Here is a 26,634-nt window from a genome sequence, read left to right on the forward strand (position 1 = left end):
CTTTTATTAGAAAACTTTTCGATATATTAGAACATCCCCACAATTTATTAGAAAAACCAACCTCAGCAATTCGATTCCATAAACAGAAATGTTATATGACAAAATATCCTGCTTAAACCATAATAAATTTTACTTAACTCCCAAACTTCATTTTTAGTCTAAATTACTACATACTCCCCTAAAAATTAGCCTTAATTACTTTAAATTTAAACCGAAGTTATAGATATATTTTAACTATGACATTCGGAGGAAAATTAAATTATGAAAATTGGAAAGAAATTGTTCGGGAGCTTTGGTATCGTTGTTTTGATTCTTATTTTTCTCTCAGCTTTTTCTGTCATGAAAATGACTGAAATTGATGAGGATTATTCGTTCGTAATAGAAGATCGAGTATATAAAGTAACGGAACTTTCGGTAATTCAAAATGCAACATCATTACAAGGGCTGTATGTCCGCTCTTATGTTTTACGCCAGGACCCAGCTGATTTAGAAAGCCTTACTACTCAAAGAGAGACGATTTCAAATACAGTCAGCGCCATCGAAGGATTATTCAAAACCGCTGAAATGCAGGAACAAATCGCTACTCTAAAAGAAAATGAAGTTTTATATAATGATTATGTATCTCAAATTATTGACTATGTGGATAGCGATGAGATCGAAAAAGCCACTAATATGCTATTTGAGTTTGCTGTACCAACAAACCGCAATATCCTGCAAACTATCAACAATATGGTTGATTTTCAAAAGGAACAAATGAATACGACAAGTGATGAAACTACAGCAAGTGCAGGTATCAGTAAAACGATGATGATTACGATTTCCGTAATTGGTGTTTTACTTGCATCATGCTTAGGCTTTTTTATTACCATCAGCATTACCCGCCCGTTACGCAGATTAACAAATGCGGCAAATGTAATTGCAAACGGCGATTTACGCGAGGAAGATATTCATGTCAAATCAAAAGATGAGATTAAGGAGCTTGCGACTGCCTTTAATGCAATGAAAGCCAGCCTTTCCAACTTAATCAATAATGTATCGCTGAATGTTTCTAGTGCAACAGCAGCTTCCGAACAGCTGGCGAGCAGTACCGATGAAGTGTCGGTTACTTCCGCTGATATTGCTAAACGTGTGGAAACCGTTGCTGAAGGCGGTAGTCATGCTGCAGCAATCGGAAATGATTGTGCAATCGCAATGGATGAAACAGCTCAAGGTGTAAGCCGAATCGCTGAAGCCGCGCAAGTATTGAACTCACATGCAATGGATATGCAGACAATCGCAGGAGAAGGCGGTCACACGCTACACACAGCTGAACAGCAAATGTCAGTCATTCAGCAGTCTTCTTATGAAACAAAAGAAAAAATTAAGCAGCTGAGCAGACAATCTGCCGAAATCGAAAACATTACGAAAGTGATTACGGATATTACAGACCAGACAAACCTGCTTGCTCTTAATGCGGCAATTGAAGCGGCCCGTGCCGGAGAACATGGTAAAGGGTTTGCCGTTGTCGCTGACGAAGTGCGCAAACTGGCTGAGCAGTCGAAAAACTCGGCATCACAAATTGCCGGCTTAACATCGACGATTCAGGAAGATACGAGAGAAGTTGAAGAAAGCGTCAATGCAACGGTTCAAAATGTCGATCAAGGTGTTATTTACTTACAAAATGCGCAAGTTTCATTTAATCATATTGTCGGGTCGATTACAGAGATGACTGCTCAAATTCAGGAAGTATCTGCATCGTCCGAACAAATTTCCGCAAGTACTGAGGAAGTTGCGGCATCTGTTGCTGAGATGGCCCATGCAGCTAACAGTGCTGCAGGTGAAGTTGGTATTGTCCTATCGGCAGTTGAAGAACAAACTGCTACAATGCAGGAAATTAACGATGTCGCTCAATCATTGAGCGAAGGCGCTGTCGGTATTCAAGAACAAATCAATCAGTTTAAAGTGTAGAAAACGTGAAAAACGCAAAAGCTGGAACATCAGCTTTTGCGTTTATTTGTAGTGTTAGATACTGCTATCCTTCAATCCAACGAATTAATCTGCTTGTACCATTTTCACTAGCACACTAGCTAATGATTTCTTTTCGCTTTCATCTGCTACTTTCCATAATTCCTGTAGCACTTTCTCTTCACTGTTTCGAGGTTCTTCGTTTTTAGCTAAATGATCCGCTACAAACTTTGCACCTTTAGCCAACATATCATCGCTCAAACCAAGTCGTTCACCTTTAGCAAGCTGGTCGTTCAAATAACTTTTGAACGTTGAAAAGCTTTCTAAAATCTGATCCTTTTTTTCAGGAGATAATTCTTCAAGTTTCTTGTTGATGTTATTCATTTCACTCATTTTGTAATTCCTCCTAGATTGTGTTTTGGCGTTCCCCTAACAATTACCCGCCTCATACATAATTAAACTTTCTTTCAAAAAAGTCTTTGGACTACTTCTAGAAAAAAGGGCATTGCTTCACCTATACAATTCAGGTGAGCAGTGCCCGGTCTGTCATTTATTTTTTTAATTTAGTTTCGCTTTCAGTTTTTTCAATATGCTCCATAATCCGTTTATGACGACGGACATCCCGCTTCGTAATAGGAATAATTTCATGTCGGATCATTTTAAAGAAGGAGACAATGAGTAAGAGCATGACGACTGTAAAAGGAAGTGCTGATATAAGTGAAGCCGTTTGCAATGCTTCAAGTCCGCCTGAAAACAATAGTACACTTGCAATCGCAGCGATTAATACACCCCATATTACTTTTAATCTGTTATGAGGGTTCAATGTCCCTTTATCCGTCATACTTGCCATAATAAATGTGGCTGTGTCGCCTGAAGTAATAAGGAAAATGACAATTAACACAATCCCTAAAATAGAAGCGATCGTTGTTAACGGAAGCTGTTCCAACATCAGGAACAAGGCGACAGTCAAATCAGTATTAACGGCTTCGGCGATTGTTGTGCCTTTGTTCAGATCAAAGTAAAGTGCTGAACCGCCAAATACCGCGATCCAGAAACAAGAAATTACCGGTGGAATGATTAAAACCCCTACGATAAATTCACGGATGGTACGTCCTCTCGATACGCGCGCTACGAAAGACCCGACAAATGGTGACCAGGCAATCGCCCACGCCCAATAGAAAATTGTCCAGTCCTTTACCCACGTTCCCCCGGCATACGGCTGCAAACGTAAGCTGTACTGGACGAAATTCGTAATATAATCACTGATCGCTAAAACGAAAGTTTCCATGATGAAAACTGTAGGGCCTGTAACAAAAACAAATAACAGTAAGATTATGGCTAAGTACATATTTACATTACTTAATATACGAATCCCCTTTTGTAGGCCACTTATGGAAGATGCCATATATCCAATGAAAACTACAGCTATGATTGCTAACTGTACCCAAATTGAAATCGGTGTGTTAAAGACGGCATTTAGACCACCGTTCGTTTGCAAAACACCTAAGCCGATTGATGTGGCAACACCCATTACAGTAGCAATAACAGCCAAAATATCTACCGTATTTTTAATGCCGCGATTTGTTCCTGTGACAGGCTCTAACGCCGTAGATATTAATAAATCCCTTTTTTTGTTGAACTGCATATAGGCCATAACTAAACCGATAATCGCAAATACTGACCATTGGCTAATTCCCCAGTGGAAAAAAGCATAACCCATTGCGAGACGGGCAGCATCTGTTGTTTGCGCTTGAACATCGTTAAACGGTGTTTTAAAATAATGACTCATCGGTTCGGCAACACCCCAGAAAACTAATCCGATACCTAGACCTGCCGCAAACAGTAGCGCAATCCATGTATGGAACTTAAATTCCGGTCTTGCATCTTTTCCGCCTAGACGAATTTTCCCGAACTTGGAGATTGCCAGTACTAAAAGAAAGACAATAATAATAAATACGGACAGCAAGTAAAACCATCCAAAATAGTCGGTTGTTAAATTAAATAAATATGTAGCAATATTACTAAAGGCATCGGGTGCCACACTCCCAAAAATAACACAAATTAAAATAAATGCTGCTGATACTGTAAATACAGTATTCGAAAAATATTTCCCTTTCATATGTTCACCTCTTTAAGTACATTGAAGAGAAGATACCCATATTATTCTATTTTTAAACATCCTTACTATGAATGTTACTATCTCTCTATAACTATTTTGGCGGTATACGTTGGATTTACTACTAATTTTTATTATTTTCTAAAATACTATTGCAACGCATTCGAATATAATATTTTTCGCATGACCGTTCATCAGAGCTAAGGGGGGTTATTAGAACTTCCGAGTTTTATTAGAAGAATTTTTGTGATATTAGAACATCAGAGAGAACTTTAAAATAAGACTGCAAGGAATCCTCCCCACAGTCTCGTTCATTTTCTATTTCATATATAAATCGACCAATTCATAGCATCTCTCTTTTGTTAACTGTGCTTGTGTGCTTACGTACTGTAGCGTTTCCATCGATCCGCCTTTATATTGTAATGCGTCCTCTGTCGCCTTTTCATCGCGATATACCAGCCAGTCTCGCTGCTCTTCTCTTAGTTTACCCATATTAGTAGGCGGCAAGGTTTTTTTTAGATCTGCGTAGATTTCATTTAACAGCTTATCCCATGCCGAGAATATTTCTCCCTCCGCTGCAGTCATTTCTACCTGTATCCCTTGATCAAAAGTTTCATCAAACTCTTTCACACTTTTTTCTACCTCCGCTAATTTAGCGAGGTACTTTTCTTTCATGCTGACAGATAAATCTTCCGGTTCTCCAGGCGGGGGATTTCCTTCTTCGTCACCGTTCACGGAATTTTGTTCAAAGCTTTCTCTGATACTTTTATTAATTTCCGTTTCTGCTTCTACAATCATATCTTCCAGCTCTTTTTTCAAACTATTATCCAAGGCCGGGATTTCCAGCAGCGAGTATGCTTTTTCCAAAACATGGTCCCAATCAGCCTGGTCCTCTGCATTCTTCACTTCTTTAAATGCCTGAAGTTGAGCAGATAAAACTTTTGTCTCTTCATCGGTTTCGCTATTTTCATCGATTAGTGTAAGTGCTTTTTCATATTCTTCATTCTCCATCGCTACGATGATCTTGTCTTTTAGTTTCTCCTCACTTTCGGTACCACAGCCGGCCAGCAATAAGCAAGCAGTAAACATTCCTACTAATTTCTTCATGTTGGTTTCCTTCTCTCTCTTACAGGCTACTATTTAAGGGCAATTCAATATAAACTTCCGTACCTTTTCCGTAAGCACTATTCACTTTGATTGTCCCGCCATGCTTTAAAATAATTGTACGGGAAATTGCTAATCCAAGTCCGGCACCAACGGATTTCACATCGGCTTTATAAAAAGAATTCATAATATGCTGTAATTGTTCTTCCTTTATTCCAATTCCATCATCTCGAATCATACAAACCGCCTTCCCGTTCAATTCGTACTGCTTAATCACTATTTCACTATCGGGAGGTGAAAACTTAATCGCATTTTCGAGTATATTCAATAATACTTGCCTGATTTTATGTTCATCGGCGTAAATGTTAACTGGCGTACTAATAAGTTTCATGTGTATATTCTTTTCATTCGCCTTACTTTGCAGTTGTAATGTCACTTCTTCAACCAGTGTCTCATAGGCAAACTTTGTCGGATGCAGCTCCATTCGGTTTGACTCATACCTTGAGAAGTTCAGAAGATCCTCCACCAATTTTATGAGGCGATCGGATTCACCGTTGATCATCCGTAAACCAAAACTGATTTCTTTTTCCGTTAACCCTTCCGGTGACTCCAGCATTTCAGCCCACCCTTTTATTCCTGTCAACGGTGTCCGAAGTTCATGGGAAATCGAAGAGATAAAATCATTCTTTAACTGGTCCGTTTTGACAATCACATCCGCCATATAGTTCAGTGTTTTTGACATTTCGCCTAATTCATCCGGAAAATCTTCCTTGATTCTTTTTTCGAATTGGCCTTTCGCCATTGTCTCTGTAAATTGAATGATTTCATTAAATGGCTTCACAATCGAATGGGCAAGCTGAAGGGCTACAAGAAAGACTATTGCCGCAACTCCGAGACAAAGTAAAATGCCGTATCCCAACAGGCTTTGAATGAGAAGGTTGGTCTCTGTTAATGACGTCGTATAACGGAGTACGCCTATCACTTTCCCGTCAAGAATCAGCGGGATATATGTTGCCAAAACTTTCTCTTCTGTCTGTTCAAGCTCCTCCTTTTCATAATAAGGGCTATAGGAAGAAAAAAGATTCGGATTCACTGTATAGCTGATGTCTTCATAAAAACCTGTAGAAGACTGAATCATTTCACCATTGCTATTTAACAGCTGCAGTTCTGCACCGTCAAACTCAAAGCTTTTTACAACGAAGTCACTGAAATCTTTTATTCTGTCAGAAGTAAGCTCGATTTCATTTGCCCACCTTGGATGTAAAGCTTCAACATGTTGTTGAAACGTATTGGCGATTCCTTGGTGATAATACTTTGTCATTGCCCCCCAAAACACTGTCATCACAAGGGTTAATGTCAAAATAATGATAATCATGAAATATAGAATGACTTTCCGTTTCATTCGCCGACCTTCCAGTGGTAACCGCGTCCCCATTCTGTACATAAATACATTGGGGAGGAAGGATCCTTTTCTATTTTCTGGCGTATCCGTCTAATGTTGACATCCACTACTTTTAATTCACCTACATAATGTTCGCCCCACACAACATCCAATAACTCATTCCTTGTAAACAATTCATTTGGATGCGCCATTAGAAAATGCAGCAGGGAAAATTCAGTCGGTGTCAATTTTACTACTTCATCAGAACTGTAAAATTTATTGTTTCCTAAATCCATTTTAAAGTCCCCTGTAATCAGCAGATCGCTTTTTTTGAATGTTGCCCCGTCAGCGACATTCATTCTACGCAAGAGCGAAAAAATTCTTACTTCCAATTCCTCCAGACTAAACGGTTTACATAAATAATCATCAGCCCCTATTACAAGGCCCTCAATTTTATCCTTCTCTTGTGTTTTGGCCGTAATCATGATGATGCCTACCTTTTGATTCATTTTCCTGATCTTTTCGCACACTGCAAATCCATCGATTCCCGGCAACATTAAATCGAGCAAAACAACATCAAAACTCCTATTTTCAAATAATTGTAATGCCTGTTCGCCTGATTCGGCTTCCACCACTTCATAGCCTTTTTTTCTCAAACTTAATGAGACAAAACTGCGAATGGATAATTCATCTTCAACAACTAGGATGTTTGTCATATTTCTCCCCCCGCTTAAAACTCGAATTGTTCCAAATGAAATGTTTCAACAGGAAAATCCGGGTGTTCTTCTAACGTCGTATAATAAATCATATCTTTTGTTTCTTTTATTATTGTATGAGCGGAATTGGTTGTTTCTTTATTTGTCCATTTCACTTCAAAAAGCAGTTTATTGTTGACCAGGGATACAAGTTGGATGCCGTTTTCTATCGACTTAATGGTTACTTTTCCGTGCCATTTTTCCGGAATATCTATATAAAAAGTATGTTCCAGGTTGGTAGCCCGTTCTGCTGTTTTTTTAGAAGTACCATTGATGGAATAGGTGACGTAGCTCACGATGTACGGGGTTTCAGTTGGATCTTCTTCTATCCACCCTTGCGGCAAATATGTTTCACCGACTTCCACTATGTTATCTTCATTAATATCCGCGCTGTATAAAGGCAGCGATTTAAATGCGAGATCACCCTGTTCAGCACCTACCTTTATCAGTTTAGTACCGTCATATGCAACAATTTCGGTTAGCATAGCGTTCACACCAATTGCACTATCGATAAATAATGCGTGATTCCCGTCATTTAGTTTTCCGCTCTTTATCCGCTGATGAAATGCATAGCTGTTTAAAGAAACTGCAGATAGGGACACTAAATCGCCCAATTCATAGTGGAATAATTCGGCAGTATAGAATGCTCTTCTTTCACCGTCCACAAGTAGAAGTTCCAATCTTTCATCAGTATTATAATCTGAAATATCAAGCCCTTCATAACTGCGTTCGACCGTCTTTTTCAAGCTCCTGTCCTGCCATATATAAATCATCAGCTGTTTTTTCGTTTCAAACTCACTTTCTCCCAAACCCGCTACTACTTCCATGACCCCGTCTTCATCCAAGTCATGAAGTCCGAAGTAATCGATTGCCTGCCCATCTGGTTCAATATGCGTTGCTTCCTGCCATTCACTATCTTCTTCTTGTAAAACAACGATATGGACTTGCGATTTCTGTTGTGGATTTCTGTATAAGACAATGGCTTCTTGCTGTCCGTCGCCATCCAGATCCTCGATAAAAATGGACTGGTTTATGTCGCTTTGCACAGGTGTGACGAGTTCACTGGAAGGTGGCAACAATGCTCTCAGCTGTTGTTCCATATTTCTTTTTTGCTCGTCTTGCTGCTGTGGTGAAGTAATTAACTCATTCGGGGATTTTACAAGATCGCATCCCGCAAGCAATGTAATCAATAATATCGTTATCCATCCAATGCCTTTTCTCATGTGCATACGCACCCCTAACTTTTCAAAACACTATAAATTGGAATAAGTTTATTATATAGCCAACACCTATAGAAAGAGTTACAAAAAGGTTACAGTTCACTTTGCTTATGACACACTTCCCTAATTTTTAGGTAACTATCCGCCTGTATTTTACAGATCCCTCTTTAAGTCCATGATAATAAATAGAAAAAAGCCGAAAGAACCAGAGCGATTGGTCTAATTGAATCAAATTGTTCAGCAATTGTTGACGAGTAATCGTTAAAGGAGTAGCATAGCCGTTACAGTATATTGATAATGATTATCAATATCATTATCGGTATATTGATAATTGAAGATTTATTATAGGAGGTTTCAGCCCATGTTAGATGGTTTTACACCGTGGCCTGCTGAGCGAGCTGAGTTTTATCGGGAGTCTGGTTGCTGGGCAGGTTTAACTTTTGGCCAGATGCTTGAAGATCGAGCTCGGCAATATGCTGACAATGTGGCGGTTATGGATGAGAAACGATCACTTACATATGCACAGCTTAATGAGCGTGTGGACCAGTTGGCAGCCGGTCTTTTACTGCTTGGGATTCAGAAAGAGGATCGAGTCGTTGTACAGCTTCCGAATGTGGCGGGGTATGTAGAAATTGTATTTGCCCTATTTAAGATTGGTGCACTGCCTGTCTTTTCACTTCCCTCTCACCGTTCCAATGAGATTCGATACTTCTGCGAATTTGCAGAAGCGAAGGCTTATATCGTAATGGATCATTTTGGTGGATTTGACTACCGAGGTCTTGCGCGAGAAGTTCAGCAAGCAGTTCATTCGCTGGAGCATGTCATCGTTCTTGGCGAGGCGCAGGAGTTTGTATCATTTGATTCATTATTCAGTACACAATCTATCGATTTTCCTGAAGTTCGAGGGAGCGAAGTAGCCTTCCTGCAGCTATCTGGCGGAAGTACAGGACTTTCCAAGCTGATTCCGAGAACGCATGACGAGTATATGTACACGATTAAGTTGAGTGTTGAACAATGCCAGGTGACCGAAGAGACAGTATTTTTGGTTGTGCTACCGGTTTCTCATAATTATCCGATGAGTTCCCCGGGAATATTAGGAGTCCTTTATGCTGGAGGTAAAATCGTTTTAAGTCCTTCGCCTAGTCCGGATGTTGCTTTCCCGCTTATTGAAAAGCACCGTGTGACAATGGTACCGCTTGTTCCGTCCCTTGCCCTGCATTGGCTGGATGTGAAGCCGAATCATACGGATGATTTATCGAGCCTGGAAGTCATGCTTGTCGGCGGCTCGAAATTCAGTGCTGAAGCAGCGAAACGTGTGCGTCCTGTATTTGATTGTCAACTGCAGCAAGTATTCGGGATGGCGGAAGGTTTGGTCAATTATACTCGATTGGATGATCCTGATGAAATTGTCATTCATACGCAAGGTCGCCCGATGTCCCCATATGACGAGGTGAAAATCGTGGATGATGAAGACCAGGAATTGCCGGTTGGAGAAACAGGTCATCTGTTGACACGCGGACCTTATACGATCCAAGGATACTATAAAGCGCCTGAACATAATGAAAAGGCGTTCACAAAAGATGGCTTTTACCGGACTGGTGATATTGTCCGATGCACGGAAGATGGTTATTTGATCGTAGAAGGCCGGGCAAAAGATCAAATTAACCGCGGCGGGGAAAAAATTGCGGCGGAAGAAGTGGAAAATATGCTGCTTGCCCACCCAGCAGTCCATGATGCTGCAATTGTCGGAATGCCCGATTACTATATGGGTGAAAAAAGCTGTGCCTTCATTATTCTAAGGAATACGGATGTAACAAAACGCCAGCTGAAGTCATTCTTGCGTGAGCGCGGACTGGCTACTTATAAAATTCCGGATGAAATTTTATTTGTAGAGAAATTCCCATTGACCCATCTAGGCAAAGTTTCGAAAAAGGATTTACGCCTTTTACTTGAACAGCAATTACAACGCTAAAGTACAGAATATTAAGAAAAGAAGGTTGATAATATGACATCTCAAACTGATTTTACAATGGAACAGCTGCGCAAACTTGTTGCTCAATATGTGACAGAACCGATTGATACGATTTCTGATGAAGATTATTTACTGGATGTCGGAATCGATTCCATCACGATGATGACGATCGTTGAAGAACTTCGCCAAAAAGGCTTTGTACTTACATTCATACAGCTTGCCGATGAGCCAACAATCTACGGGTGGCATCGTCTGATCAAACAATCTTCGGCAGATTACGGAGGTTGAGTCGAATGGCTGAATTACGTTTCCCTTTAACGGAAGCTGCTGCAGGGATTTGGTATGCCCACCATTTAACGGAAAGCCCTTTATACAATACAGCCGAATACTTACATATTCAGGCTCCGGTGGACTCTACCCTGCTTTTACAGGCAGTCAATGCCACAATTGAAAGTGCGGTTGGACTACATATCCAATGTTCGGAGGAAAAAGGCTCACTTTTCCAGACGATTCCTTCTTCGGTTCAATTTCATTCTGAACAGGTTAGTTGTCCAATGGCTGAAGCGTTTCAACATATGCAGGAAGATGTCGGAACATTGCTTGATTTAACAAAGGATAAATTTGTACGTGCTATTTTATTTTCGGTGTCTGCCGAGGAACACTTCCTTTATTTGCGCATTCACCATCTTGTCAGTGATGCGTATAGTTTCCGGTTACTGTTCCAGCAAATTTCCGAGCGCTATTCGGCTTTGCTTCATCATGAATCATACACAAAGCAGTTTGGTGACTATGTTCAGATGGTAGAGCAGGAAGTGAAGTACAGAACTTCCGATAAGGCAACGGCTGATGCTGCCTACTGGTTATCCAAAATGCAAGGAACCGAAGTCATTTCGCTCAGCAAAAAAAAGAGTGGCCGAATGGGTCAGATTATTTTACACCCCTCTTCCCTTGCTGCCACTACATGGACGAAATTGGAAACATACAGTAAGCAGCTGCACGTCAACATACAGGAAGTCGTTACCGCCGCAGTTATTGCCTATACAAAACGGTTGTCACAGGCAGAGGATGTGATTGTCGGCATTCCGTTGATGAACCGTTTTGGTCATAAGTCACTGTCCGTACCAAGTACACGGGTAAATGTTTTGCCTTTGCGTGCAACGTTCACGACTGAAGAAACTTTTGAACAGCTATGTATAAATGTGAAAAGCTTCATGACAGAGATGAAGCAGCATCAGTTGTACCGTCAAGAACAGCTGCGCCGTGATTTGCGGCTGACAACCGATGACCAGCTGTATGGTCCGGAAATTAATTTCATGCCTTTTTATGAAAACTATCTGTTCGGAAATGTCGAGGTAGAGCACAAGAAAGTTGTGACAGGGCCTGTGGAAGATATTTCTTTCAATTTCTATAGCACGCCAAACGGAATGCAGTTTGATCTTGTAGCCAACTCGGAGCTTTATGAACAGGCAGAAGTGGAACGTCATGCCGCGCGTTTCCTGCAGTTGCTTGAGTTATTGGTAGATCAAGCTGACTCTCCACTATTTAACTTGCCATTGCTAGTGCAAGAAGAAAATGCAATGTTTGAGGCAAAACAAGGTCCTGTCAGTGAGCTGAAAAATGCCACTGTGTATGAACTGTTCAAAAAACAGATGGAAAATATGCCTGGTGCGACCGCTGTCCAGATGAATGATACATCGATTTCCTATGCAGAACTGGATCTGCTTGTCGGCCGGATTGCCCATCAGCTGAAAGCGCATGACATTGGGCTCGAAGACTTTGTCGGAATTTGCATGGACCGTTCGAGTGAAATGGTCGCAGCGATGCTTGCCTGCTTCAAGGTAGGTGCTGCCTACATTCCAATGGATCCTGCTTATCCGGCAGAACGGCTACTTTATATGATTGAGGATGCTCGTCCTAAAATTGTGCTCGTAAATGGTGAGGCTTCATTTATTGCTGAAGGAACACCGATTGTGCCGTTACACCCTTCGAAGCAAATTTACGAACTGATTGCCACTTGTATTGGACAAACGGCTTATATGATTTATACGTCCGGATCTACCGGAAATCCAAAAGGTGTCGTTGTTGAAATGACGAGCCTGGTTAACTTTTTACAGGCGATGCAGCATCGATTTACATTATCTGAAAAAGACAATTTACTGGCGATTACAACGATTTCTTTTGATATTTCGGCCTTGGAGCTTTATTTACCGCTGCTGTACGGGGCATCTATTCATCTGGCGACAAAAGAACAGGTACAGGATCCGGTTGTGATGCAGTCGCTGATCAAGCAGCAAAACATTTCCATCATGCAGGCAACACCGACTGTTTGGCAGATGATGGTACAGTACGCAAAAGACGCGCTGAAAGGACTTACTGTACTTGTCGGTGGTGAAGCGCTTTCGAAAAGCCTTGCGCAGGCACTACTGGAAGCAGGAGCAACCGTTCACAATCTGTATGGACCTACCGAAACAACAATCTGGTCAACTTGCACGGAAATTCGCCCGCAAGATACTCCTTCATTAGGTAATGCAATCGACCGGACTGATATGTATGTGCTCGATAGCATGCTGCAGCCCGTTCCGGTTGGTGTCGTTGGAGAATTGTATATTGCTGGTGACGGACTGGCGCGCTGTTATCATAACCGTTCAACCTTAACGGCAGAACGTTTTGTTGCACATCCATTTGCGTCGGGAAAACGTATGTACCGGACTGGCGATTTAGTTGTGTGGCAGGAGGATGGAAGCCTTCATTATGTTAGCCGGGCCGACCACCAAGTCAAAATTCGCGGCTTCCGTATTGAATTAGGTGAAATCGAAAATGCGCTTGAAGAAATCACTTCAATTGAACAAAGCGTTGTGATGATTCGTGAAGATCAGCCGGGTCAAAAACAAATCGTTGCCTATGTAGTTGGGAATGAAACAGAGGAACAATGCAGACTACAGCTAGGAGAACGTTTGCCGGATTATATGGTACCTGCTCATTTTGTTTTCATGGAAACCTTCCCATTAACGAATAACGGAAAAGTCGACCGGAAAGAGCTGCCGCAACCTCATGTTTCGATTATTGCAAAAGTGAAACCGACTACGCGTACCGAAGAAACGATTTGTACACTCTTTGAAAATATTTTGAATCTCAAATCAGTGGGAACCGATGAAAACTTCTTCCAGCTAGGAGGGCATTCCCTGCTAGCAACCGAGCTGCTATTGGCAATACGGAAAACATTTGCTATCGATTTATCGATCTCTGTCATTTTCAATCAGCCTACTGTAAAAGAGCTGGCACAAGCAGTGGATAAAGCAAAGAAAAAGACGCTCGCTGGAATCGACAGACAGCAAGTTGAAAAAATCCCATTATCGCATGCACAGCGCAGTTTATGGTTTATCCAGCAGCTGGAGGAATCAAGTGCTTCTTATAATATTCCGCTTGTTTATACATTTGATCAGCCGATTGATGTATTAAAACTGATTAAAGCCATTGGTAAAGTTGTAGAAAAACACGCTATTTTACGTACGGTTTATCCTGCAGTGGATGGGGTGCCCTATCAGAAAATCATTGAGGATACGCCGAAAGTGCTGATTGAGGAAGTAAGCCTGGAAGAGGTGCCGGCGCAAATTAATGCGTGCACTCGCTATGCTTTTGATTTGAAACAGGAACCCGGCTTCCGTGTGACGCTCATCAATTTGAACACATTGGTCGTTGTTTTCCACCATATTAGTGCGGATGGCTGGTCACTTGCAACATTCACCGAAGATCTGCAGCTTGCCTATGAAGGCCATGAGCTGGAGCCGTTAACGATTCAATACCATGACTTTGCGGTTTGGCAGCAAACGCACGGTGTTTATACAGATGACAACATGAATTATTGGAAGGAAAAACTGAAGCATATTCCGGATGAAATTGAGCTTGTCCGGGATGGAAAGTGTCAATTGCAGGGGAAACCGACTAGCGAAACTTTGACGTTTACAATCGATTCCGCGCTTCACGGACAATTGCTGCAGCTTGCGAAAGATGAACAGGCAACTCTTTATATGGTGCTACAAAGCGGATTCTTGGCCCTCATGACAAAGCTCGGTGCAGGGGAAGATCTGATTCTCGGTAGTCCAATGGCCGGCCGTGATCAGGAAGAACTGCTGGCAAATGTCGGTATGTTCATCAATACGGTGGCGATACGGACGGATACTTCCGGGGATCCTCGTTTCACAAAATTAATGGAACGCGTAAAACAAACCTCGATTGAGGCGATGGAGCACCAATATGTTCCTTTTGACCATATTGTCGAAACATTAAAACCGACTCGTGTCCCTTCACAGCATCCGATTTTCCAGATTATGTTCACCTTACAGAACACGCCTCAGCCATCACTTGTAATGGAAGGCCAAAATGCCGACATTCAGCTGCATACGGTTGGGCAGCCGAAATTCGATTTGAATATCGAGATGCGGGAGCTATATCTAGCCGAGCAGCCTAATGGAATTGAAGTACAGGTGGAATTCCGAACAGATTTATATGAAGCGAAAACAGTTACCGATCTTATGGAACGCTATGTAAACGTCCTGCAGCAGGCGTTGCATAATCTGGCCATTTCAGAATTGAATGTGCTGTTGGAACAGGAACAGGAAAAAATTCTGCTTGACTGGAATCCGAAAGGCCATGTAAGCAAGCAAAAAACTATTGCCGAACAATTCGAAGCGATTGTGGAAATGCATGGCGAACGAATTGCTGTCAGTGACGGAAACGAAGAGCTTACTTATACCGAATTGAACCGTAAAGCGAACCAGTTGGCACATCTTTTACTGGAAAAAGGCGTTACATCCGAAACATTTGTCGCACTGTTAATGCCGCGTTCAACCGATATGATTGTCAGCATTTTAGCCGTTTTAAAAGCCGGCGCTGCCTATGTGCCGATTGATCCGGTTTATCCGCAGGACCGTATTGACTATATTTTAAATGATGCAAACCCGAGCTGTTTAATTACAACCGAAGATTTAAATCTGTCAGCAGAAACGACGGGAGCGATGGAAGTACTTGTCATGGAGAAGCTTTTACTTACTGCATTCCCTTCTGAGAACATGGAACGAAACACTCATTCAATGAATCCGGCCTATGTTATCTATACTTCCGGTTCAACTGGCCGCCCAAAAGGTGTGGTTATTCCGAACCAGAACGTCATCCGCTTACTTGATGCAACAGATGAATGGTTTCATTTTAACGAAGAAGATCGCTGGTCGCTGTTCCATTCCTATGCCTTTGACTTTTCCGTATGGGAAATATGGGGTGCCCTGTTATATGGCGGTGAGCTCGTAATCATACCGTACAATGTCAGCCGCTCGCCTATCGACTTTTTGGCATTGCTTGCAGACAAGAAAATTACGGTACTGAACCAGACACCATCTGCCTTCTATCAGCTCATGACCGTTGATAAAGAGCATCCCGAACTGTCCGGACAACTGGTACTACGCTACATTGTATTTGGCGGGGAGGCACTTAACCTGACGCGTTTACAGGAATGGTATGACCGACACCCGGAAGATGCACCTACCCTTGTGAATATGTACGGCATTACCGAAACAACTGTCCATGTCAGCTACTTAAGTGTAAATGAAGAACTGAGCCAGTCACAGGCGAATAGTCTGATCGGCACGGCGATTCCTGATTTAAATATTTATGTCCTTGATGGGCAGTTAAAACCTGTTCCTCCCGGTGTTGTCGGCGAAATGTATGTTTCTGGCGAAGGCTTGGCACAAGGTTATTTAAACCGTGCTTCCTTAACGGCAGAACGTTTTATCGCCAACCCGTATGGACCTCCGGGAAGCCGGATGTACCGTACAGGCGATCTGGCTCGCTTGACGAAAAACGGCGATCTGGACTATATCGGACGCATTGACCACCAAGTGAAAATACGTGGTTTCCGCATTGAGCTTGGCGAGATTGAACAAGTGCTTCTGAAACATCCGCAAATCGCACAGGCAGCTGTCATTGCGAGAGAAGATCGAAAAGATGATGTCCGCCTGGCTGCCTACTATGTTCCGGAGCAAGGTACGGATGTAACCGAGCAAATGTTGAAAGAATTCATCTCCCGTTCACTGCCGGCCTATATGGTTCCATCAAGCTGCACTTCCCTGGAGCAGATGCCGCTTACAGCAAACGGAAAACTGGATACGAAGCAGCTCCCTGCACCTGTCATTACATTGCAGGAGCTTGTATTGCCGAAAACACCGCAGGAAACATTGCTTTGTGAACTGTTCTGCGAAGTACTCAATCTGCCACAGGTCGGCACAGAGGACAGCTTTTTCGAACTTGGCGGCCACTCGTTATTAGCCGTACAGCTGATCGGACGCATTCGCGAGGCATTCGGGAAAGAGCTGGCAATCGGGCATTTATTTGAAGCACCTACTGTATCCGGACTCGCTCATATTCTGCAAAAAGGAAAAGAATCACAGGCATTGAACACCGTACTGCCGTTACGCAGCGGGGAGCAACCGATTTTTGCTGTTCATCCTGCAGGAGGGTTAAGCTGGTGCTATGCAGGACTGCTAAAAAATCTGCCGCCGGAGTTTGCCCTATACGGCATTCAAGCAAAAGGGATTGCCGAAGATTGTGAACTACCGGGTTCTTTAACCGAAATGGCGCTCGGCTATATTGAAGCCATCAAAGAAATTCAACCAAAAGGACCATATCGTCTACTCGGATGGTCACTTGGCGGAAATGTCGTACAGGAAATGGCTGTCCAGCTGGAACGCCAGGGAGAAGAACTGTCGCTTCTATGCATTATGGATGCCTACCCGTTCACATTCACCCCGCCAGTGGAGCTGACGGAAGAACAGGAGGCACTTGTGGCACTTCTTGCCCTAGCCGGGTATGAACCTGACATAGAAGATGAAGTGACACAGGAATATGTAATGGATGCTCTAAAAGCAGAGGGCAGCGCAATTGCAACATTAGATGAATCGACGTTTCTGCGCTTAAAAGAAGTGTATAAAAACTCGATTCAGTTACTGAAAAATCATCAGCAAGAAACGTATAATGGCGATGCTTTATTTTATAAATCTACACTTGTGCCAGATTGGATCCCGGACGTTGATGCTACTTCGTGGAATCCGTATATCAAAGGAGAGCTTACACAGATTGATATTGCCTGTCGCCATAAAGATATGTGTCAGTCCATCCCATTGAATGAAATCGGCCAAACATTAATCAAGTACTTAGTAAAGGAGAAAAAAATGTATGTCTAACCCTTTTGAACAAGAAGATCGTGAATATTACGTTTTGCGAAATGCGGAAGATCAGCACTCAGTATGGCCAGCAGTCATTCCTGTCCCTGCCGGATGGGAGGTCGTATATGGCCCTGCTTTAAAACCATTATGCCAACTCTATATAGAAGAAAATTGGATGGATATGAGACCTAAAAGTCTCCGTAGTGTTCTGGGATGAAAGCACAGCGAGCAGTCATCATCGCCCTGTATGTTGTGGCGATGTTCATGGTTTCAATCGACGGAACGATTGTCAATGTGCTTCTTCCTACGATAGCTGTTGAATTCGGTGTACCACCGGGGGCAACGAACGGCATTAATATCGGCTACCTTGTCAGCATCGCTGTTGCATTGCCTGCTGCCGGCTATTTAAGCAATCGGTTCGGCGTGAAAAGAATGTATGTACTCTCTGTCAGTCTATTTACACTCGCCTCTCTTCTTTGCGGATTGGCGGGAAGCTTGCAGGCCCTTATTTTAGCGCGCGTGCTGCAGGGACTGGCAGGAGGAATCATTACACCTGTCAGCATGACACTGCTGTTTCGGACATTTCCTCCACCGGAAAGACAAAATCTGTCGCGTTCATTAGTATTGCCAATCGCCTTTGCACCGGCGATTGGCCCCCTAGTGGGCGGACTGTTTTCGGAGTATTTATCATGGAACTGGGCGTTCTTCATTAATATTCCGTTTGGTATCGTCATTGTCCTGATCGGACTTTTTGCCTTAACGGAATTTGAGATTTTTGAAGCACCATTTGATACGTTGGGCTATATGCTCATTGCACTCGGGTTGCCGCTGTTAATGCTCACTCTGAGCCTTATTGCATCAGACGGTGTTTCCATTACGGTCGTCTTTTGTGCGATTGTTGGTATATTTTTATTAAGTAGTTTTTACGTATATGAACGAAAAATAAAAGAGCCGCTGCTGGATGTGCGTCTGTATGAACAACCGCTTTTCCTTTCATCGAGTCTCGTCGCGATGTGTTCCATGGGCGCCCTGATGGGGATGCTGTATCTGTTCCCGCTCATGTATCAGTACGCGTACTCGGCTTCTGCTCTGGAAAGCTCACTTATTACGTTTACCGAAGCACTTGGGCTGATGGTCGCATCCAAATTACTGCCTCGAACTTCCAAGCGTTTCGGAATGCTGCTTACAGTACGTCTCGGTTTGATCGGTACGGTAATGATTTTCTGCTGTATCGCCATTCTTGGTCCTTCAGCAAATCCTTGGCTGTTACGCGCATTGATGTTTGCTGTCGGAATATGTTTAGGGCATAGTGTAATCGGTTCGCAACTTTCCGCCTTTCATCATGTAGCGAAAAGTCAGATGAGCAAGGCGACAACGCTTTACAATATGCTTAACCGCGTTGGAGCTGCAGTAGGAATTGCACTTGTGGCGACGACATTAACCGTGTCTGGTCGCTACTTTTCAGAGATTCTTTCTTATCAGTACGCCCTCGTTGCTACGGTTGTTCTGCTTTTGGCAGGACTCGGCTGTTCTTTAATTGCGAAAGAACAGGCAACTATTCTAAAGGGAGAAAAAGCATGACAACCATCGCCTATTGCAAGATCAACGAGATGCCTGCTGATTGGCAACGTTATCTTCCCTTTTTGGAAAACGACGTGGTAGAGCGTGTTGGACGCATGCGGAAAACGGAAGATCAGTTGCGGACGGTTTGCGCCCATTTACTGACGAAGATGATGTTGATGACGACTTACGAAAAGGAATTATCGGAAGTTCGCTTTACTAAAGATTCAAACGGTAAATACCAACTAGGACAAGACCTTCACTTCAATCTCTCCCATTCCGGAAGTTATGTGGCATGTGCCATTAGTGATTTTCCGGTTGGAATTGATGTGGAGCAGCAGGTAACAAGGGATTTCTCCCTCTTTCAAGCATTGTGGAGCGAAGAGGAGAATCATCTCTATAAGCTTCTTGAACAGGAAGCTTTCTATTCCCTCTGGACTGCTAAGGAAAGTTACGGGAAATATAAAGGGTTTGGTTTACACGTTTCTTTAATGGAGGCAACGATCCGGCAAGATGGATCGATTCATCACCCCGCCTCACGTGTAAAAGCCCGTACCATTCCTTTTTTCCTTGCACCTGGTTACAGTGCAGCTGTCTGTTTGGAGGATTCTCTGGAGTCCGTAACACACGTTCAATGGGCACAAATTGAAACGTTTTTCAGGAAAAGGTTGGAGAAATTGATTTAGCGAATTAGCATTTAAAAAGCCTGTAGCCAAGTAAAAGGTTACAGGCTTTTTCTCTTATACTCGCTGGACATTCTTAATCATCACTTTGCTTTTAGGCAAGCTTGGGATGCTTACTTTGCTGTAGCTTAAATCCTGTTCCGGAACATCGTATGACATTTGGTTAACTAGGAAATCAAGACTCACTTTCATCATCTCAATCGTCACCCATTCCCCCGCACAGCGATGGCCTAAATAGTAATCGCCGCCCCCTTGCGGAATAAAGCTGAACGGACTGCCATCCCAGTTTTCAAAACGGCTCGGCTGAAACACTTCGGGATTCCCCCAAATATTCGTATCATGATTCGTTCCGTATAAATCCAATAAAGTTAATGTACCCTTTTCAAACGTATAATCCTTCCATGTAAAATCTGCCTTCACTTCCGCGGCGGCAAAAGGGAAGAATGGATAAAAGCGGCGCACCTCCTGCACAAACATCTGTGTATTTTTTTCGTTGCCGGTTTGAAGCTTCTTCCGCTCTTCCGGATAATGGTGGGCAGCCAATGCTGAAAAAGTAATATAGACCGCAATCGCTACAATCGGCCTTAATATATTGATTACTTCTACAGAAGCGACCTCCTGATCAAGAAGATTCCCTTCCAAATCACGATGCCATGAAAATGTATACAGTGCTGTGCCTTCTTCAGGATTCAGTTTCCCCTCGCGCACTTGGTCGATGAGGTTCCCCATCCACTTTTCCACCCGGTTTCGTGCATGTCTGCCAGCCCAGTGCGATGGTCCGATTGCCGTTGCCGATTCAAACATCGCTCTAAAATCGTCGGCAAGCTTTTTCATGTCCTTCTCTTCGACCGGTACCCCCGCCCACTCACAGGCAGTACGGCACATGATTTCCAGCGCTTCCTCGTAAAGAACAACGTCGTCCATCCCCTGCCATTTAGTTAAAGCCGTGTCCCACTGCTTCGCGGCAATTTCATTCAGTTTTCTAAGTCGGTCCTGGGACATTATGGACATAAACATCTTTTTCCGGTGCTTATGGGCATCTCCATCCAGTGTCTGTACACCCTTTTTGCCGAATAATGTTTCGGCAACACGGTTTGGTGCAACACCTGCCCTTTTAAACTTACTGTTATCGTAAAAAAGATCGGCCGCTTCCTTTCCGCCCATACAGACCGCCTTTTTTCCAAGCAATCGTGTTTCGAACAGATCGGAATGAAAGCTTTGTCTTCTATTTAAAATATACAAATAGCCTTCTCTCATAAGATTCAGGCTGTGGTCAATTCCTTCTTCCTTTGGCACCGAATTTGTCATCTACTTCATCTCCTTTTGTCTAAAACATTGTCGGTAACCAATTCCCTGTTTATTCTTCAAAAAAACTTGCTTCTATCATAAATGCAAAAAACAGGCAGTGAAAATTTCCACCACCTGTTCATTGTTATACGAGCTCTGTTTCTGCAGACGCCTCACGCTTGAGCTGGTCCATAATTTGGGCTGTAGAATAAACTGCCCCACAGCGGCCTGCCACATAGTTGATCGCCATTTCGTGCTCAGCTTGTGTAAAATCAGCTACTGCATCGGCAATGAAAAACGGCTTAATGTCCGACATGAAAGCCTCTCCAGCAGTCATAAGGCAACCGATATGGGCGTAAACCCCGCAAATGATTAACTGATCTCGGCCTTGTTCATTCATCATTTCCAGTAAATTAGATTTCTTAAATGCACTGTAGCGCCATTTTTTCAAAACGATATCGGCCTTGCCCGGCGCCAATTCATCGATCACTTTTGTAATGTTCGGATCGTCTTTTAGTCCTGTTCCCCAAAAATCAGTCAGTAATGCGCGGTCTTCTGGTTTTTGATTTCCCGATTGTGCCGTATAGACAACTGGAATGCCAAGTTTATCGCATTGTTTTCGGATTGCTTTTATGTTGGCGATCATTTCACGAACTAATGATGAATCCTTCTCATAGTAATCGATAAAGTATTGCTGCATATCATGAATGAGTAGGACAGACTTGTTCGGATCGACTTCCCAACCTACTTTATTTTTTGGAAGATTGCTTTCTTTTGGCATTTTATATGATGAGATCGCTGGAATAGCCATCTAAATCACTCCTTTTTCTTTGTTGATGAAACCTTGTTGTATTTCATGTAATTAAACGTTTAAATATCCTTCAGTTGCTCTGTATCGATGCCCATTGCGCGAAGCATTGTCTGGAATTTCGCACCTGTCTCAGCCAATTCTTCTTCAGGCTTCGATTCGCCCATAACGCCTGCTCCCGCAAATAACCGCAATGAATCGCCATTTGCCTCTGCACAGCGAATCGTCACAACCCATTCCCCATCGCCTTCAGCATCACACCAACCGACTGTGCCTGTAAAGAAGCCTCGGTCAAACGGTTCAATTTCTGTGATTGCCTGTCTTGCCTTTTCCGTTGGTGCGCCACAAACAGCTGGTGTAGGCTGCAGGGCAATAGCTAAATCCAACGATGAGATATCCGCTTTCAGGAGCTCACCTTTAATGACAGTCGAAAGATGCATCATCGTTTCCGTATACACGACTGACGGTTTTTCCGGGACTTCCATCGTTTTTAGTAATGGACGCAATCCCTTGACGACCGCTTCCACTACGACCGCATGCTCATGTAAATCCTTTGGTGACGAAAGCAGTTCCGCTTCACGTCTTTGGTTCTCTACCGGATCTTCACTTCTAGGTCTTGAGCCGGCTAATGGATTCGCAATGGCGTACATCCCTTGTCTTGAAACAAGCAGCTCCGGACTAGCCCCGATGAGCGAAGCTTTTTGATTTCCGGTTTCAATCGGCGCTGCAAACGTATATCCATGTTTGTTTTGATACGCAAGATTTCGTAACAGCTGCGGAAGGTCGATCGGCTCATTGAGACTTACTTCCAGTGAACGTGCCAGCACAATTTTATCGAGTTCGCCGCATTTTATTCTTTCAATGCCTTGCATGACACCCTGCTTATAGTGCTCTGGTGATGGATTGGATACGAGCCGATTCACAGTAACAGATGCTGAAGTGGTCACTGCCCTTTCCTCCTGCTGCAATGATGGTGCGATTTGGATAGATTCCGGAACAAGTAAACATGCCTTTTTATAGTAATCAAATGGCACCGCGCCCGTTACAACAGGTCGTGGATGTCCTTGTTCTTTCGCCTTCTTCAACGCGCTCGCCACCCTATAGGACAATCCTTCCATCTGGTTTTGACGTGCTTCACCCGCTGGCACGTGCATGAATGAACCTTTGCCTAATATCGTTCTTTTTGGTGTTTCAATGAAAAAGTCACCAACTTCATACTCATCTAAAAGTTCTTGTTCGATTAGTGCCTTTTGTTTGCTAACCATATTACCGCTCCTTTTCGTTTCACTGCTCTGAATTTGAAAGACATACTTAACTCGCTCCCAATGTCGCGCCGCCATCCACGACAAGGTTGCTCATCGTAATATGGCTTGAGTACTCGGACAGGAAAAACAGAATCGCGCCGACAATATTGTCCGGTTGTGCAATTTTTTTCAGCGGAATCCCTACTTTATACGTTTCAGGCATTCCTTTAATCATAACTTCAGCTCCATCATCATCGGACCACATCGAACGTTGCATGTCCGTATCCGTCGAGCCCGGTGAAACGATATTGCAGCGTATATTATGCTCTGCCAGCTCTAGACCAAGACATTTTGTAAACATGACCGTTGCCGCTTTTGATGCTGCATAGGCCGCCATCGAAATTCTCGGTACACTAGCGGCATTGGATCCGACTGTTACAATTGAACCTGCATTTCTTTGAATCATATAACGGCTTACCGCTCTTGAAACATAAAACACACCTGTCGTATTAATTGAAAAAACCCTTGCCCAGTCACAGTCAGTACATGATCCAACCGGTCCTGTAGTCAACGTACCTGCTACATTGACGAGCATTTCGATTGGTCCGATTTCGTTTTCCACTTTCTCGACAACTGCATCAATGGCGTTACTATCCCCGACATCTGCAGGATAGGCGAAAACTTCGTGGCCCTGCTCTATTAAACCATTCACATGGCTTCTCAATTTCTCCTCGTTATAATCTATTGCAGCAACTTTTACTCCTAATGTAGCCAAGCTTTTGACAAGGCTTGCGCCAATTCCCTGGGCCCCACCTGTCACAAGTGCAACTTTCCCTCTTAACTCCTGAAAGTTCACTTCAACACTTCCTTTCACGTATACAGTTATGTAAAGACAGCTTGATTTCTTATTAGAATTAACAATCAATAATGATAATCATTATCAATTGATTCTATTAGCAATGATAGGCCTAACATTTTACAACGTCAAGAGACATTCAAACATTCCAACAGAAAGACCTAAGTTTTGGTTTAGCGCTGATTTAGAGAAGTAATATTCAGTATTTTTGAACAATTTATAAGGAAAACTGCGTTAATTAAATCCAAATAAAGGAATAAATATGAACTTCCTCTCCTCTATATGTAGTCTTATTAATTCATTACTGACCTGTAGTGAGATATCATTGTGTAAATATTTTGCCAGAATTACTTTCTTGGATAAGAGAACGATAGGAATATGGTAATACCGACAGTAGGCGAACACAATCTCTTTAACGGTTCAAGAATCATTCAATGTTCCCTGCTTGTAACAGTCCGAGCGCGTCTGCAGCCAGTACCAAATCCGTTTTCTGAATAGTGACAGGCTGACCATTGCTGAATTTTCGGGTTATGGTCAGCTTTTTTATTTATTATTCCCTTCATATATGGTTCAATTATAGAACAAACGTTCCAATAAGAGGTGAAGTTTATGGACATCGAACGGCTGCATATCCGCATCATGATTACATGCTCGATTGTGGGCTTTGCCAAACATGAAGCATTGGCCGCGAGCTATCCGGCAGAAGCAATTGATGAACTGGAACAGCACGGCTATATTGCCCGAACGCGCTATGGCCATTATTACAATACGAAGCTCGCCGTACAGTATTTAAGAAAGTTTATTACAACGTACAGTCCACGGTTAAAGGTTGCGGAGATGGTGGATCTGTTGGAGCATGCGCCTGAATATGTCGTCGTTGATATTGAAACGACGGGAGGTTCAGCTGCCAGAGGTGATAAAATCGTGGAGATCGCTGCGCTAAAAATACGTAATGGAGAAGCGGTGGATCTTTTTCACCGGTTTGTGAATCCGGAAAAACCAATCAAAAATTCTCATATTCATGGGATTACAAATGAACGTGTGAAAAAAGAGCAAACGATCTCCCCTGTCATTCGCTCCTTTAAAGATTTTTTAGCGGATTTGCCGATTGTCAGTCACCATATCGGGTTTGACTGGTACAGCTTTCTCGCACTCGAGTTTTTCCGAAATGGCATTCGCCCAACGAATCCGGCTGCCTGTACGGTACTGCTTGCACGCAAATATTTGGACAGCCCGAAGAATAATTTAAATGTCATTGCCGAAACATATCACATCCCGCTTCTTAACCACCATACTGCTGATGCGGATGCGATTTGTGCCAATGAAATACTGCAACTGATTTTGAAAAAAGCGACTGCACAGTAAGAGTTGACGTTTCTATTTGTGCGATCGCTTTTTGTTTTGGGGTTTTATTAGAAGAGTTGGGGCGGTTATTAGAAAATGTTGGCCGGGTATTAAAATATTGGGGTGCATTATTTGAAGATGTCTGCTGTTTATTAGAACAACTCATTGGTATATTAGAAAGTCGCTCTTTTATTAGAACATTTTTTTGTTTATTAGAACAATGCAGGTCGTAATTAGAACTCTGTTTAAAACTATTTCCAGTCGTCGTCGTAGAATATAACAAATGGAGGTGGAGAAATGAGGAACTTCTCTTTATATATGATGTTTATCGGGATATTGACCACTGCTATAAGCGGGAACTGGATCATCCTTAATTATGAAAATGTCATAGATTATCCGAAAGCTTCCTATGTTGTTTTCGGAATCGGGTTAGCGGTTGTAGGAGGCACATTTGTCATGAGTCGTCTCTTCAGTTACCTGCAGCCGGAAAAAGTACATCTGAAAGATAAACGGGATGCTTTGAACGAATGGCTCATGACGAATCTGCCCTTTAATAAATGGGTGATCGGCCTCGTTATTCTCCCGCTTGTAATCGCACCATTTTATAGCTGGCTGCTGCTTTTTACGATGCTGGAATGGTATTTGTTTTCGGGGCTTGTAGTAGCCGGTATCATTTACATGCTGAAAGGTGAAAGAACCGAAGACGATGCGGACTGGGAGTATCACGGGAAGACAAAAGTGATGCTTGACCTGATCGACTACCGCAAACATCCGTTTAATATTTCGCTTATTCTCTACATTCTGGTCATTGTCAGTTTTGTGTTGAGCAAGGGATTGGATATTCCGCTCTATATGGAAACAGGCGGCAACCCGCGCTACGTTACTTCTTTGCCTTCGATTTCATTTTTAATGTCTTCCTTAATGGTCGTGAGTACGTTTATTTATATTATCAGTCACGGGGACTTCTTTGGTTTTCATAAAGCTGAATTAAGTGATGAAAGAGTTATGCTCGTCCACTTTGCAGAAATTATTGTATGTGGTGCTACTCTGTTTATTTTAATTTTTACATTAATCAATGCGCTATATGCATATTTTTAAGTGGCGTGCTACTATCGGCAATAGGCACACCCCGTTAAATTATCGCAT

18 protein-coding genes and 1 pseudogene are annotated in these 26,634 nt (G+C 42.8%); 9 read left to right on the forward strand and 10 right to left on the reverse strand.

Going from position 1 to position 26,634, the window contains the following annotated elements; translation table 11 throughout:
* Positions 1-261 precede the first annotated feature (261 nt).
* On the forward strand, positions 262-1,947 hold the full coding sequence (locus MKY27_RS13510) for a methyl-accepting chemotaxis protein (RefSeq protein ID WP_339195695.1): 1,686 nt from the start codon (positions 262-264) through the stop codon (positions 1,945-1,947).
* 84 nt (positions 1,948-2,031) lie between these two features.
* On the opposite strand, the gene MKY27_RS13515 is transcribed toward MKY27_RS13510, so the two are convergent.
* The 6 genes from MKY27_RS13515 to MKY27_RS13540 form a co-directional block, all read right to left on the reverse strand.
* Positions 2,032-2,337, reverse strand: a complete 306-nt coding sequence (locus MKY27_RS13515; protein WP_339195697.1) for a DUF3243 domain-containing protein — start codon at positions 2,335-2,337, stop codon at positions 2,032-2,034.
* A gap of 157 nt (positions 2,338-2,494) precedes the next feature.
* Positions 2,495-4,063 (reverse strand): BCCT family transporter, encoded by a 1,569-nt coding sequence (locus MKY27_RS13520; RefSeq protein WP_339195700.1) that lies wholly within the window; start codon positions 4,061-4,063, stop codon positions 2,495-2,497.
* Positions 4,064-4,378: 315 nt separating this feature from the next.
* Complete coding sequence (locus tag MKY27_RS13525) at positions 4,379-5,167, reverse strand: lysozyme inhibitor LprI family protein (protein WP_339195703.1); 789 nt, start codon at positions 5,165-5,167, stop codon at positions 4,379-4,381.
* Positions 5,168-5,186: 19 nt separating this feature from the next.
* The gene (locus MKY27_RS13530) at positions 5,187-6,485 is read right to left on the reverse strand and encodes a HAMP domain-containing sensor histidine kinase (protein ID WP_339195706.1); all 1,299 of its coding nucleotides are present in this window, start codon (positions 6,483-6,485) and stop codon (positions 5,187-5,189) included.
* A gap of 77 nt (positions 6,486-6,562) precedes the next feature.
* Positions 6,563-7,261 (reverse strand): response regulator transcription factor, encoded by a 699-nt coding sequence (locus tag MKY27_RS13535; RefSeq protein WP_339195708.1) that lies wholly within the window; start codon positions 7,259-7,261, stop codon positions 6,563-6,565.
* A 14-nt stretch (positions 7,262-7,275) separates the two neighbouring features.
* Positions 7,276-8,523 (reverse strand): VCBS repeat-containing protein, encoded by a 1,248-nt coding sequence (locus MKY27_RS13540; protein ID WP_339195710.1) that lies wholly within the window; start codon positions 8,521-8,523, stop codon positions 7,276-7,278.
* Positions 8,524-8,881: 358 nt separating this feature from the next.
* On the opposite strand from MKY27_RS13540, the gene MKY27_RS13545 reads away from it, so the two are divergent.
* Genes MKY27_RS13545 through MKY27_RS13570 form a run of 6 tightly spaced genes read left to right on the forward strand, consistent with a single transcriptional unit; the run spans position 8,882 to position 19,952 of the window.
* Positions 8,882-10,492, forward strand: coding sequence for a (2,3-dihydroxybenzoyl)adenylate synthase (locus MKY27_RS13545; protein WP_339195712.1), 1,611 nt, complete (start codon positions 8,882-8,884; stop codon positions 10,490-10,492).
* A gap of 33 nt (positions 10,493-10,525) precedes the next feature.
* The gene (locus MKY27_RS13550) at positions 10,526-10,780 is read left to right on the forward strand and encodes a phosphopantetheine-binding protein (protein ID WP_339195715.1); all 255 of its coding nucleotides are present in this window, start codon (positions 10,526-10,528) and stop codon (positions 10,778-10,780) included.
* Between the two features lie 5 nt (positions 10,781-10,785).
* Positions 10,786-17,724 (forward strand): amino acid adenylation domain-containing protein, encoded by a 6,939-nt coding sequence (locus MKY27_RS13555; RefSeq protein ID WP_339195717.1) that lies wholly within the window; start codon positions 10,786-10,788, stop codon positions 17,722-17,724.
* Complete coding sequence (locus MKY27_RS13560; RefSeq protein WP_339195718.1) at positions 17,717-17,923, forward strand: MbtH family protein; 207 nt, start codon at positions 17,717-17,719, stop codon at positions 17,921-17,923. The genes MKY27_RS13555 and MKY27_RS13560 overlap by 8 nt, the downstream gene beginning before the upstream one ends.
* Positions 17,920-19,287: a DHA2 family efflux MFS transporter permease subunit gene (locus MKY27_RS13565; RefSeq protein ID WP_339195721.1), complete on the forward strand. Its 1,368-nt coding sequence runs from the start codon at positions 17,920-17,922 to the stop codon at positions 19,285-19,287. Before MKY27_RS13560 ends, MKY27_RS13565 begins: the two co-directional genes overlap by 4 nt.
* Positions 19,284-19,952 (forward strand): 4'-phosphopantetheinyl transferase superfamily protein, encoded by a 669-nt coding sequence (locus tag MKY27_RS13570; RefSeq protein ID WP_339195724.1) that lies wholly within the window; start codon positions 19,284-19,286, stop codon positions 19,950-19,952. Before MKY27_RS13565 ends, MKY27_RS13570 begins: the two co-directional genes overlap by 4 nt.
* 54 nt (positions 19,953-20,006) lie before the next feature.
* On the opposite strand, the gene MKY27_RS13575 is transcribed toward MKY27_RS13570, so the two are convergent.
* The 4 genes and pseudogenes from MKY27_RS13575 to MKY27_RS13590 form a co-directional block, all read right to left on the reverse strand.
* Positions 20,007-21,257, reverse strand: coding sequence for a cytochrome P450 (locus MKY27_RS13575; RefSeq protein ID WP_339195726.1), 1,251 nt, complete (start codon positions 21,255-21,257; stop codon positions 20,007-20,009).
* Positions 21,258-21,390: 133 nt separating this feature from the next.
* Positions 21,391-22,047 (reverse strand): annotated as a pseudogene (locus tag MKY27_RS13580) (isochorismatase family protein); the annotation flags it as partial.
* A 59-nt stretch (positions 22,048-22,106) separates the two neighbouring features.
* The gene (gene dhbC, locus MKY27_RS13585) at positions 22,107-23,309 is read right to left on the reverse strand and encodes an isochorismate synthase DhbC (RefSeq protein WP_339195728.1); all 1,203 of its coding nucleotides are present in this window, start codon (positions 23,307-23,309) and stop codon (positions 22,107-22,109) included.
* Positions 23,310-23,355: 46 nt separating this feature from the next.
* Positions 23,356-24,144 (reverse strand): 2,3-dihydro-2,3-dihydroxybenzoate dehydrogenase, encoded by a 789-nt coding sequence (locus MKY27_RS13590; protein WP_339195729.1) that lies wholly within the window; start codon positions 24,142-24,144, stop codon positions 23,356-23,358.
* A 609-nt stretch (positions 24,145-24,753) separates the two neighbouring features.
* Between MKY27_RS13590 and MKY27_RS13595 the strand changes: the two genes are divergently transcribed.
* Positions 24,754-25,509 (forward strand): 3'-5' exonuclease, encoded by a 756-nt coding sequence (locus MKY27_RS13595; RefSeq protein ID WP_339195731.1) that lies wholly within the window; start codon positions 24,754-24,756, stop codon positions 25,507-25,509.
* Between the two features lie 276 nt (positions 25,510-25,785).
* On the forward strand, positions 25,786-26,586 hold the full coding sequence (locus MKY27_RS13600) for a nucleotidyltransferase (protein WP_339195733.1): 801 nt from the start codon (positions 25,786-25,788) through the stop codon (positions 26,584-26,586).
* Positions 26,587-26,634 lie beyond the last annotated feature (48 nt).

This window comes from Solibacillus sp. FSL R5-0449 (genome assembly GCF_037975215.1).
In the GTDB taxonomy this organism is placed as follows: domain Bacteria; phylum Bacillota; class Bacilli; order Bacillales_A; family Planococcaceae; genus Solibacillus.